This window comes from Microvirga sp. HBU67558, assembly GCF_018069605.1.
Classification (GTDB): Bacteria; Pseudomonadota; Alphaproteobacteria; order Rhizobiales; family Beijerinckiaceae; genus Microvirga; species Microvirga terrae.
The window spans coordinates 1-11,278 of the sequence record NZ_JAGPUP010000430.1 but is presented as its reverse complement, the minus strand read 5'-3'; the positions used below and the strand labels follow the sequence as shown (position 1 = coordinate 11,278).

Here is an 11,278-nt window from a genome sequence, read left to right as displayed (position 1 = left end):
TGGGTGGGTCAGATTTGAATCGGCGCCCTCGCTCGAAGCGGGTCAGAATTCAACCGGCGTTGACACGTGAGGCGATCAATCCCGGGCAACTCTCCGGCTCGGCCGCGACGGCCGGTAAGGACAGGCACAAGCCCACGAACGCAGCCGCACAAAGGCTTTGTGCTATCGTCGTCATGCGCGCTCCCTGTCGAGGCCTGACGGGCTCACGTCCTTTTCCCTCCTGGAACAGGATCATGGGCCGATGGCCCCTTCGGGAGGGCCACGGACGGCCGGAGCTCAGAGAACCAGTCAGCCATCTTTCCCGGTTCAGCGGGCCGCTTGGTCCGCGCGCTCGCCAGTCGTTGCTCCTCACGTTTCTGTTGCTGGTCGATCCATTCATTCACCGCATTGGCAACTCGCCCGAAGTAGGCCGCAGGGGCACCCGCGCCGGCCAGAGCGGGGCCGGTCTCGCCGTGCCGCCGGCCCATCCAGATCCCGAGCACCCGCTGCTCGCTCCAGCCGATAAACCAGGCATCGGTGTTCCCGGTAGACGTCCCGGTCTTGCCGTAGGTTGTCCAGTCTCTTAACCGTGCCGCGCGGCCGGTTCCGTTCTGAACCACCTCGCGAAGAACCTCCTGTGTCGGCTCGACACACTCCTCCGGGATGACCCTCTTGCGCATGGTCGTCAGAAAGTCAGCCCTGACCTGGCCTCGCCCATCGACCACCGCGAGCACTCCCGACGGGGTGACCTGGTAGCCGCCATTGGCCACCGACGCGTAGGCTGCCGTCATGGTCATGACATTGCTCGAGTAAGAGCCGAGGATGAAGCTTGGATCATCCGTCGGCCCAGGATCGATGCCGATGCGTCGGCTGACGTCCGCGAGGGTGTCGGCTCCGATCTCTCGCGCCAACCGCACCGCCGCGGCATTGCGTGACGCGGCCATCGCCTCCTTCAGCGTCGTCCAGCCGCGGTAGCCCAGTGCGCCGTTCGAAGGCCAGTTGCCTGTGACCGGCTGATCGAGGATACGACTTTCAGGGAGCTTGCCGGCCTCGCAGGCGGCAATCAGCAGCGGCAGCTTCGCCGTCGAACCGGTCTGCACACGAGCCTTCACGGCATTGTTGAATTGTCGCTGAGCCCAATTGATGGAACCGACCATCGCCTGGACACGTCCGTTCGGCGCCATCATCACCGCACCGGCGTCATAGGCGGGCGGGACAGCCCCGTCCTTGACGAGCCTGCTGAGCTGCTGCTCCGCCATGTTCTGGATGCGCGGGTTCAAGGTGACGAAGAACCGGACCGTCTCGCCCGGCTGCACGTACTTGTCCCCCCAGGTCTCCACCACCCATTCGGTGAAGGCCTGCGGCTGGATCTTGAACTCCGGCAGCAGGCCAGGGCGGATCCCTGCTCTTTCAGCCTGACGGCGCTCCTTGTCGCTGATCAGGCCCTGCTCGCTCATGAGCTTCAGGACAAGAAGCGCGCGCTCATGTGCCCGCTCCCGGGTCTGCTCACGGATCGGATTGAGCCGGGCAGGCGCCTTGACCATGCCGGCCAGCAGCGCGGCCTCGTACAGCGTCAGATCCTTGGGCTCTTTGCGGAAGTAGTGCCGGCTCGCCCGGTAGAGCCCGACAATGTCGCGCCCGCCGAACTCGATCTGGTTGAGGTAGGCCGCCAGGAGTTCCTCCTTGCCGACGGCCTCGTCGAAGAGGCCGGCGTACCAGACCTCCGCCCCTTTGCGCTCGAGGCGGCTGAGCACATCGCTCGCTCTGAGATCGTGGAAGACCAAATTCTTGAGGAACTGCATCGGGATCGTGCTGCCACCCCGGCCGAGACCTCCTTTGAGTACCGACAGAAGCGAGATCACATCCACGCCACTGTGCTCGAAGTAGCGCTTGTCCTCGACTGCCACGATGGCCTTCTTCATCACCGCGGGGATTTCCGACGGAGCGAGAACCACAGGGCAGCGGCAATAGGCATCCCATCCCGTCCTGGTGCGGGTGACCATCACCTGTGGGGAGGAAACGAGAAGGCGGAGCGATCGCGGTTGGAGATCCCAGAAGTGAACCGGGTCTGCGGCTTGTGCGGTCGGTGCGTGGGAGAGGCTGGTGAACAGAAGAGCAGTGGCAAGAGCCAGAGCGCGGGTCATTGGAGGCCCTATGGGGCGCCGACCGATTCGGCGCCAGGACCTTCAACAAACATGAGGATTATGGCTGAAACTGGTATGCTGTTAAGGTCAAGCTTTTAGGCGGCATCGGCCTAGAGAGGTTCGACCCTATGGGCTCGCCAGCCTCAGCACAACCGGATCGTGTGCTAGACGTCTCAGCCCTCGCCCTGATGCTGCCAAGCTGTCGCGGGACTGATCGGGTTTATGGCTGCTGAGGTGATGTGACCGCACTGTCGGAGGAGCGCTCAGGCAGATGGTCTTCGACGGCCGTGAGGAATTCCTCCACCGCCGCCATCCCACCCTGCTCCAGGTTCCGGGTGTGGCTCCCGCCCTCGATGCGGATGAAGCGCTTCGGCTCGGGAGCAGCCACATACAGCCGCTCGCCGAAGGCGAACGGGATGGTGCTATCATCCGTGCCGTGCAGGATCAGGATCGGCGCCTTGACCTTGTGGATGATGTCGAGCGAGCGGAACTGGTCGAGCATCAACCAGGAGACGGGCACATACCAGTAGGTGAGGCTGGCCACATCGGCAGTGGAGGTGTAGGGCGCGTCAAGGATCAGGCCAGCTAGCGCCTGCTCGCTGGCCAAGCGCACCGCCACTCCCGTGCCGAGGGACTCGCCATAGGCGACCAGGCGCGAGGTCTCATAAGATTGCCGCATCCAGTCATAGGCCATGCGAGCATCGGTGTGCAGACCCGCCTCTGTGGGCGAGCCGGTCGAGCCGGAATAGCCGCGGTAGCTGACCATGAGCAGCCCACGCCCGGAGGCTGTCAGGGCCTGAGCGCGCAAGCGCCCGTTCCAGAGGCTGCCACCGTTGCCATGGAAGTACAGGATCAGCGCCTTGCCCGACTGCGGCGGTTTCCACCAGGCCACAAGCCGTTCGCCATCGGGTGTCTGAAGGACCAGATCCTGGAAGCCGGACAGCCCTGCCTCGGCGGCGGTGCTGCGCCGGTCGGAGGCTGGATACACCAGGCTGCGCTGGTTCACGAACAGCACGGCGAGGGCGCAGACATACAGGGCGAGCACCGCGGAGGCGAGAAAGAGGAGCAATCGGACTATAGGACGAGAGGATTGCCATGCCACGGGCCAGCCTCAGAGCTTCGGCACTGCCATACCGCGTTGGACTGCGGGGCGCTCTCCGACCTCCTTGAGCCAACGGTGGAGTGATGGCTTGGTGGCAAGGCTGTCGGTCAGGACATCCTTCAGGAACGTGGTGGCCGCCACTGTCCACGGGTAGGCTGCAATGTCGGCGATCGTGTACGTGTCGCCGGCCAGGTACGGGACCTCAGCCAGACGCCGCTCCATGACAGTGAGCAGGCGATCGGCCTCATCGGTAAAGCGCCTGATCGCCAGCGGCGCCTTCTCGTCCGAGCGTTTGGCAAAGAAGCCGAGCTGACCGAGCATGGGCCCTTGGCCGCCGACCTGCCAGTAGGTCCATTCCAGCGCCCTGTACCGAGCCGGCCCTGAAGGGGCGAGAAAGTGGCCGGTTTTCTCAGCGAGGTAGGTCAGGATGGCGCCGCTCTCAAAGAGGGTGAGCGGGCCACCCTCTGCCTCGTCATCGACAATGGCCGGGATCTTGTTGTTGGGCGAGATCGCCAGGAAGTCGGGCGAGAACTGCTCGTTGCTCCCGAGATTGACCGGCCGCACTTGGTAAGCAAGGCCAGTCTCCTCCAGCATGATGGGCACCTTGCGGCCGTTCGGCGTGGTCCAAGTGTAAAGCGTGATCATGGCGGCTCCTGAGCAGGAAGGGCTGATAAGGCTCTAAGATCTAAGAGATAGCAGCCGACCCGCGTTAGACGATGCCCTAGGTGCGACAGCTGGACCCGATCAGGGCATCAGTCTTGGGCGTGGCCTGGAATGGGATAGGGCCTGCCCTTCAGCATGTCAGCGCAGCAGCATCTCAGGTGATAGCTGGGGCGCTGCCCCCTCATTGCCAGAATGGCATTCTGACCTCCGGTCATTGGGGAACTTGGCGTTCATCAGCGGCTCCGCATACGTGAACAGCAGCCGTCTCCGAAAGGCCGGGGGCGTCTCGACGATCTGAATGTCGCGCGCCAGCGTCTCGTCTGGCCAGAAATACGGCCTCTGTCCGCCCATGAAGGCCGCCTCTTGGGTCCAGGGCGGCGCCTCGAGCCCCCAGCGCTGGGCCAGGTGCTCGCCAATCGCTCCGAGCCACGCATCATCCTTCGGATCTCCAGTCGGGGAAGGCACCGGATCGAGCATCGCCTGTTGAACTGCCTTGTCCTTTTCCACATAGAACGCCTGCTGGAACTCACCTGAGGCCAAGCCAAAGCAGTCGCCATCCTCCCCCGCCAGTGCGGCGACATCGGCCAGGGACTTCGGGGTCGCGTTCAACACCAACCCGCAGCCAAAACGATCAAGCGCATACTCGAACTGGGACAGCCTCTTCTCAAGGGTGCGAGCGAGCTCGCCGTCCTCCTTGGCTCTCCTCTCGAGGTAAGGAGCGACGAGGCGCCTCAGCCTCTCGGCACGCTTGATGCCGGCCTGAGCCGCGATCCGGATGGCAGGTTCAAGGGCGTCGTAGCCGATGTCGTCTCTCAGGCGAAGCGAGGCCAGGAACGTCATCGGGACAAGCAGGTTGGCCGGGGCGGCGAGAACCCGAAGCCCAGGGCGCTCCCAGGACGGGTACAGTCCCGTCGGGAACCTGGCCGATGCCGATGGTCCGTGACCAAAGGCGGCGGGCAGGATGTCCTCGACCCAGTCGTTAGGGAGCCCGACACTTCGTCCCGCGCCCACGACCGCTTGCCGGACGATCCCGCCCCTGCCCTCGAGGGCAATGTCCGCCTCGATCCGGGTGCGATCGTCGGCCCAGCTGTAGCAGACCAGGATGACGCTTCGCTCATGGACCATGATCTCACCGATCACCCGGTGACTTCGAAGCTCCTCCCCGGCGAGGTTCAGTGCCCTGCGTACGAGGTCTAGGTAGATGTGAGCGGAAGCTGTCATCGCCGAGATCGCAGGGGTGACGAGAGGAAGGTAGAGCATTCTGCCCCGTAGGCCATGGAGCGGTCCAACGATGCTTGTGCCAGCTTATACTACTCTGTGGTACTCCCCCTCGGCTTGCCCGACTGATGGTTTGAGAGGCGAGCACGTGGTGTGCGCCCGTTGTCGTTGTTGCCTTCGCTGCGATTGAGCCGCATGGCGCCATCCGTGCCGCTGGGCCCGCTCATGGACTGCCAGACGCTCGGGCTATCGTTTATCGCCGGTTTCGCGACCGTTTAGGGGTGAACGGGGATCGGCCGAAGATCCCGCCGTCGACCTCGCCATCCAAGCGGCCTGAAGCATACTCCCGTTCGGCTCCGCTTATCCTGGCGCTCTACTCCTTAAGATACTAACTACTTGATATTAAAGGAATTGATGAGCAACGAAGAAGATAATGACGGTTAGCTACGGCTTGTTTTAGGGACGCCTCATTGATGAGATTGGTATCGATAACTGTCGCTTATCGATACCAATGCGGCTCGGAGGCTTTTGGGGCAATTTTGACCGCAGTTTGGGTTACTTCCTGCCTGGATGTGCGCCATGCGACGGCTTTTCGCTGCGGCCAAGGCCGTGCCCGAGCAAGACCCGTCATCGGTGTCGATCCCAGGGCCGCACCTGAACCGCAGCAGGGATCGGGCTGGGTCCAATGCCTTGGCAAAGGGACCATAGCCGTGAGGAGGAAACCTCAGGGCGGCCTCTACCGGCTGGTTGGCGTTGGCCACGCCAGGATCCGGGGCAGCCAAAGCGCCCTCCCCCTCCGCTTTCGGTCTCGCGCGACCGATTACCGATCCATCCTATCTCAATGCTCCATCGGGATCCCACCTTGCGCTGTCCGGCCTCTCCAGAAGGTGGGGCAGATCACCTCCAGGCCTTGTTCTGTATTCATTTTTGATTATATTGAAGACATCGCAGTCCAGGGAGGCTCCTTAATGTCCCGCACCACGACAATGACAGTCCGACTCAGTGGAGCATTGAGCGAGTTCGTCGCGGCCAATGTCAGCGAGACCGGATCCTACGAGAATGTCAGTGAGTACGTCCGCGATTTGATCCGCCGCGACAAGGAGCGGGTCGAGCACGAAGCTTTCGAGCGGCTGAAAGCGGAGCTAGCACTGGCCTTTGCCGCTCCCGAAGCCTCCTACCAAGCGCTCACGGCTGCCGACGTCATCGCACGCAACAAAGCGTAGTGCGGCATGGCCTCGGTCCGGGTCCAGGAGGCGGCCTCTCATCGCCTCGACGAAATCTACCGCTACACACGCGACCAATGGGGGGCAGAACAGGCTGAGCGGTATATCACCGGACTGTTCGCCGCCTTTGCCAAGATTGACACGCACGCGGTGCTCTCTCGCCCGATTCCGGCCGAGTTTGGGATTGACGGTTATTTCTTCCGATATGAACGGCACTTCGTTTACTGGCGCAAGCTCAGCAATGGCGACATCGGCATCGTGACAATCCTGCATGAACGCATGCATCAGATTGATCGATTTCGGGACGACTTTGGATTGTAGACCCTTCGCGTCAGCGCGGCCTGTTTAGCTTACCAGTGTCTAACCTTCCCTGGCAGGCTCCGACGACAAAAGCCGAGCGCCGCATGACGGTTGTGTCCACGAAAGGTCTGGTGACCTTGCCCGAATCGATCCGGCCGCGCCGGCACTGGGCGGCCGGAACCCGGCTGGTCGTCGAGGAGACGCCGGAAGGTGTCCTGGAAAGCAGCCCCTGTGTTTGCCGCGACCTGGCCAGAGGACGTATTCGGCTCCCTGCCCTCTCAGGGCCCGCCCAGGATCCTCGAGGACATGGACGCCAGCATCGTGGCCGAGGCCAAGCGGCGCCATGCTCGCGATTGATACCAATCTGATCGCTCGCTACCAGACGAGCGATCATCCTGAGCAATCACCGCAGGCAAGAGCCACTTGGTGAAGGCGGCGGGATGTACCGCCTTCGTCGGCTTCGACCGGAGCTTTGCCAAAGCCGCCAACCGGGTCAGCGAGGTGAAGGTCCGGACGCCGTAAGGACCCTGGCCGCTGTCTCAGACGAGGCCACGCGGGCAACCTCCCGCCACATTCCCAAGCGCCCGGACGGTGCGGTCGCCCCTTGCGGCATGTTATGACCCACCCATGCTCGAGCCTTACCTGCGCCAATGGGGCCTGGTCGCCACCGGAGACCTCATCGTCACCCGCACCAGCCGGCTTCTGCCGGTCCTGTCGCAGGGGCAACCGGCGATGCTGAAGGTCACCGGTGACGCCGACGAAAGGCACGGCCATCTGCTCATGCGCTGGTGGGTGGGGACCGGCGCTGCCCGGGTGCTGGCCTTCGACGATGGCGCGGTCCTGCTCGAGCGCGCGACTGGCTCTCGATCTCTGGTCCGTCTCGCCAAGGACGGTCGGGACGAGGCGGCCACCCGGATCATCTGCGACGTCGCCCGCCAGTTGCACGCCCCGCGAAAGCCCTCCCCCCCAGTCTGGTGCCGCTGACCACTTGGTTCGAGGCCCTCGCCCCGGCGGCGCGGGCGCAGGGCGGCATTCTGGTCCACGCCGCCAACGCGGCCGCCGACGTGCTGGCGTCGCAGCGGGAGATCGTGCCCCTCCATGCCGACCTGCACCACGAGAACATCTTGGATTTTGGGGAGCGGGGCTGGGTCGCCATCGACCCGAAGCGGGTGATCGGAGAGCGGGCCTTCGAGTACACCATTCTCTTCTGCGACCCGGACCTCGGCCTGCCCCATCTGACCATCGCCCGCCGGCTCGAGATTTTCGCCCAGCGGCTCACGATCGTCAGCGAGGCGGCGAACCTCGAGGTCCGGCGCCTGCTTCTCTGGATCCTCGCCTGGGCCGGATTGTCTGCCGTCTGGCAGATCGGCGATAACCTCGACCCCGGGATCGAGCTCCAGGTGGCTGAAATGGCGCTAGCTGCCCTCAAAGGCTGATTACCACACGAGGATCCACCGCGGGGTCACCCGCGGGCGAGCTTGGCCGCTTGGCCTAGGCTGATGCGATGAACCAATGGGTCGGCATGTCGATACAGCAGCTGCCATTCGGATCCATCCCGGCGGTAGATTTGGGTGACCCGCAGCGGCCATTCCTGGTCCGGCAGACCACCCACCTCCCCGTGCTGTCGCTCGATCATGACGAGAACGACAAGGTCTCCCGAGGCGTAGGTTTGCACCACGTCCAACCGTGCCTCGCCGGCTTTGAAGTAGTCAGCGGCCTTGAGCAGGCTCACGCTTCGGTTCTCATACCGGGTGGGCTCTCCGCCGAAGGGGTTCATCAGCATGAACCCTGGCGCATGGGGCGTGAGTGCGAGGTACCGGTTCATGTCTCCGCGCATGAAGGCCGACGTGGCTTCCTCCGTGCGCTGTACGAGTTCGGCAAGCTCCTCGTCCGTGATGCTCCCGTGGGCCATGGCCGCATCCTGTGATCCGCTCTGCCCGCTGGCAGATCTCACTTCCGGAATGGTATTCTCCCTCACGAAGCCCGTCCACACTCCCCCCGAGCATGGCTCACCACGTCTCGCCAGGATCCTCGAATTCTGTCGACTCACCGGCGACCCGACGGATGGCCTCATCGAGAGGCGCCTTTCCCATGCCGGACCCCTTGGTCCGAAGCCCCCTCCCCTGCCCTCGGGCGAGCCGGCGCTTCACAACCCGTGTGGCCTCGACCACCAGATACGCCATTTCCTGATCTGGAAGGCCATTCAGGAACTCGTCAATGTCTGGTCTGGTCACCGGTCCGCTGAGGTTGCCCAGCGACATCGGGCCAGCGCAAGATCCGTTCCTGATTGAGCGCCGGCTTTATCAACCAAAGCCAGCTACCTTCGAGAGAAGGTCGATCCCGCCGGCCTTCGTTCGGCGCATCTCGCGTCCAACGGCGAAGCGGAAGACTGCCGGGAGCTGCAGAGCAGGCGGTATTCGCGCCCACAAGGTCTTGGTCACTGGCCGTCCGTTGCGTGTGCGTCGCGGCGCCTGGCCCCTGACTACCCGCTGCGACCAGCGAAAGCCGATCTCGTTGAAGTAGAGATCCGCGTGGTGCGGGCCGATGTGGTGGAATACGCCCGAGACGGTACAGCGCACCCGGTCATTGAAGCCCTCCGCTGAATTGATGTGAACCGGACCGCGAGCATATTCACGAGCCTTATGGTGGACGGTGTCATGAGCCGCAAACGCGGTGCCAATTGAGACGAAGGCCTTCCATTCATCACTCATCAGATGAGCCTTCGGATCGACAGTCTCGGTGAGAACCCGGTCCGCTTCGGACTCAGAGAGATCCTCAATCACGGCCGCCCGAACCTCCCTAGACGGCGTCCCGACACCCACATCCGGCGGCCGTTGCACGGCCACAAGTGCCGGCGTTTTCAAGGTTTTCGGCTCACCTTTGCGTCCTCGTCCTAGTGGAGAATAGTTCTTCTCCCGCCGCGGCTTGCCACCGATGTCCAGGCCGTCGATCTCTACAACATCATCCAGAGCCTGCTCGCGTCCGACCATCAGGCGTAGGGCATGATCCATTCGCCAAGCCGTCGGCTCGCTGACACCAAGCGCTTCCTCCAATCGGATGGAAGAAATACCGTTGTCCGAATGTAGCATCAGCCAGAGGCCGGAGAGCCAGACCCGAGGTGGAAGCTTCGTCGCATGCAGGGGTGTTCGTGTTGTGACAGTGAACTGAAACCGGCAGGTGCCGTTCGAGCATTGGTAAAGCCCAGCTCGGGCTCGCTTCCCGTTCTCTCGGCCCATCAATGCGATGGAGTGGCGATAGCCGCAGGCCGGGCAAACTCGCCCGTTCGGCCACACCATCGCCTCAAGCAATCGCCGGCAATGGCTCTCGTTGTGGAAGGCACTAATCATGTCGGGAACGGTGGTGATCCTCGACAGCACCTCGCGTACAGAAAGATCCATTCCGACCTCCTGTCGATTACGGGATCAGAATCTCACGCAAAAGCTTCGCTGCAAAGGAAAAGCTGTCTTTGGTTGATAATGCCGAAGATCTATGGCTCGATCGGCGAACTCCAGACTGATCTTGATGCTTGGGTTCGTAGTTATAATGAGGAGCGGCCGCACCAGGGGCGGTGGTGTTTTGGCAAGACTCCGATGCAAACCTTCGTGGATGGCATGCCGCTGGCAAAGGAGAAGATGATTGCAGCCTGATCCTGCCGGACAGGCTCAACCCGATCACTCTCCGACGCCGAATGTCAGATCAAATGCCGACTACTACATCTGAGCGGACATTTGACCCTCACCCGGCGGGTGCCAGGCTCAAACATCGACCGCCGAACTGTCCAAAATTTGCGGTCAGCGAGTGCTCCTCACCAAGGCAAGGAGGTACGTTGCTTCCACGTCACGACCTCTTGAAGCCCGTTGGAGAACTTGCTCGATAGTTTCGTCCTTACGGGGTGAGTGCCTGTCGCAGACGGCAAGCACCTGTTCGTACAGAGCCCTATCCGTAGAATGGATGCCCCATACCGAGGCGAACGCAGCCTTGATCTCCTCCGAGGAAGCGCTTGGAACGTCTGACGCCACGATTGGATAGGCAAGCTCGAACAATCCTCCAGTGCCAACCGTCCTTTGGCCATCCGTAAGTGACCCGATGGCCCGTTCGACCGCTCGCCGGATAAGCCGTTCACGCTCATGAGTCACAGGAACACCTCCGGCAGCTATACCAAGCATGATACCCCGACTTGCATCATCGACGATAGGCGGGATCTTTGCAGTTGTTGGCTTCCGAGAACACAGCGGGCTGTCGCTCGAGCCCCCACACCCACTCCCCCGCACGCTCCGGATTGCCCTGAAAATGAGCATTTCGTTCAGCCAAGTACCGGTCGATTGCCGCCTGAGCCTCCTCCGCAGATCGGTAGTTGCTGTTGTGGATCACGGCGCGTGCCATGCCACTGAAGACCGCTTCGATGACATTCAGGAAAGGAGCACAGGAGGGCAGCGGCACCACTTCGATCTGCGGACCTCTACCGACCTGAGCGGCAGCATTGTGGTTGGTCAGCCAGTCCTTGAGCCGGTTCGAGGAGTGCCATGAAGCCGCGTCCCAAGACAGGTAGAGCCTATGATAGGCTGCATATTTCGAGGCGAGAGCCTCGATCAGCCGGATCATCTCGACCGTGTTCTTCTTCTCGCTGTAGACATGAGTGACCTGGTTCG

Annotated in this window: 10 protein-coding genes and 2 pseudogenes; 5 read left to right on the top strand and 7 right to left on the bottom strand. The window is 62.6% G+C overall.

Annotated elements, in window-relative coordinates; genetic code table 11:
* Positions 1-203: 203 nt before the first annotated feature.
* From KBI52_RS04435 to KBI52_RS04420, 4 genes are all read right to left on the bottom strand, one after another.
* On the bottom strand, positions 204-2,123 hold the full coding sequence (locus KBI52_RS04435) for a transglycosylase domain-containing protein (protein ID WP_210805628.1): 1,920 nt from the start codon (positions 2,121-2,123) through the stop codon (positions 204-206).
* A gap of 220 nt (positions 2,124-2,343) precedes the next feature.
* The gene (locus KBI52_RS04430; RefSeq protein WP_210805626.1) at positions 2,344-3,225 is read right to left on the bottom strand and encodes an alpha/beta hydrolase; all 882 of its coding nucleotides are present in this window, start codon (positions 3,223-3,225) and stop codon (positions 2,344-2,346) included.
* Positions 3,226-3,234: 9 nt separating this feature from the next.
* Positions 3,235-3,870 carry a glutathione S-transferase N-terminal domain-containing protein gene (locus KBI52_RS04425; protein ID WP_210805624.1) on the bottom strand — a complete coding sequence of 212 codons (636 nt, stop codon included), beginning with the start codon at positions 3,868-3,870 and terminating at the stop codon, positions 3,235-3,237.
* Between the two features lie 156 nt (positions 3,871-4,026).
* On the bottom strand, positions 4,027-5,109 hold the full coding sequence (locus KBI52_RS04420; protein ID WP_210805622.1) for a hypothetical protein: 1,083 nt from the start codon (positions 5,107-5,109) through the stop codon (positions 4,027-4,029).
* A 965-nt stretch (positions 5,110-6,074) separates the two neighbouring features.
* On the opposite strand from KBI52_RS04420, the gene KBI52_RS04415 reads away from it, so the two are divergent.
* The 4 genes and pseudogenes from KBI52_RS04415 (at position 6,075) to KBI52_RS04400 (ending at position 8,065) form a co-directional block, all read left to right on the top strand.
* Positions 6,075-6,329, top strand: a complete 255-nt coding sequence (locus tag KBI52_RS04415) for a transcriptional regulator (protein WP_210805620.1) — start codon at positions 6,075-6,077, stop codon at positions 6,327-6,329.
* A gap of 6 nt (positions 6,330-6,335) precedes the next feature.
* Positions 6,336-6,650 (top strand): type II toxin-antitoxin system RelE/ParE family toxin, encoded by a 315-nt coding sequence (locus KBI52_RS04410; protein ID WP_210805618.1) that lies wholly within the window; start codon positions 6,336-6,338, stop codon positions 6,648-6,650.
* Positions 6,651-6,733: 83 nt separating this feature from the next.
* Positions 6,734-6,986: pseudogene (locus KBI52_RS04405) on the top strand (AbrB family transcriptional regulator).
* Positions 6,987-7,256: 270 nt separating this feature from the next.
* Positions 7,257-8,065 (top strand): annotated as a pseudogene (locus KBI52_RS04400) (aminoglycoside phosphotransferase family protein).
* A gap of 26 nt (positions 8,066-8,091) precedes the next feature.
* Here the strand turns inward: KBI52_RS04400 and KBI52_RS04395 are convergent.
* Both KBI52_RS04395 and KBI52_RS04390 read right to left on the bottom strand, forming a co-directional pair.
* Positions 8,092-8,541 carry a nuclear transport factor 2 family protein gene (locus KBI52_RS04395; protein WP_210805616.1) on the bottom strand — a complete coding sequence of 150 codons (450 nt, stop codon included), beginning with the start codon at positions 8,539-8,541 and terminating at the stop codon, positions 8,092-8,094.
* A 391-nt stretch (positions 8,542-8,932) separates the two neighbouring features.
* Positions 8,933-10,027: an IS1595 family transposase gene (locus KBI52_RS04390; RefSeq protein WP_210805614.1), complete on the bottom strand. Its 1,095-nt coding sequence runs from the start codon at positions 10,025-10,027 to the stop codon at positions 8,933-8,935.
* Between the two features lie 78 nt (positions 10,028-10,105).
* Here KBI52_RS04390 and KBI52_RS33925 point away from each other — a divergent pair, with 78 nt between their 5' ends.
* Complete coding sequence (locus KBI52_RS33925) at positions 10,106-10,276, top strand: integrase core domain-containing protein (RefSeq protein WP_210805612.1); 171 nt, start codon at positions 10,106-10,108, stop codon at positions 10,274-10,276.
* 535 nt (positions 10,277-10,811) lie between these two features.
* Here the strand turns inward: KBI52_RS33925 and KBI52_RS04380 are convergent.
* The coding region (locus KBI52_RS04380) for a transposase (RefSeq protein WP_210805610.1) at positions 10,812-11,278 on the bottom strand (467 nt) is incomplete at its 5' end.

Coding starts and splice junctions, on each gene's coding strand:
- KBI52_RS04435 (WP_210805628.1), bottom strand. CDS start 2,123: ATGACCCGCGCTCTGGCTCTTGCCACTGCTCTTCTGTTCACCAGCCTC.
- KBI52_RS04425 (WP_210805624.1), bottom strand. CDS start 3,870: ATGATCACGCTTTACACTTGGACCACGCCGAACGGCCGCAAGGTGCCC.
- KBI52_RS04420 (WP_210805622.1), bottom strand. CDS start 5,109: ATGACAGCTTCCGCTCACATCTACCTAGACCTCGTACGCAGGGCACTG.
- KBI52_RS04415 (WP_210805620.1), top strand. CDS start 6,075: ATGTCCCGCACCACGACAATGACAGTCCGACTCAGTGGAGCATTGAGC.
- KBI52_RS04410 (WP_210805618.1), top strand. CDS start 6,336: ATGGCCTCGGTCCGGGTCCAGGAGGCGGCCTCTCATCGCCTCGACGAA.
- KBI52_RS04395 (WP_210805616.1), bottom strand. CDS start 8,541: ATGGCCCACGGGAGCATCACGGACGAGGAGCTTGCCGAACTCGTACAG.
- KBI52_RS04390 (WP_210805614.1), bottom strand. CDS start 10,027: ATGGATCTTTCTGTACGCGAGGTGCTGTCGAGGATCACCACCGTTCCC.
- KBI52_RS33925 (WP_210805612.1), top strand. CDS start 10,106: ATGCCGAAGATCTATGGCTCGATCGGCGAACTCCAGACTGATCTTGAT.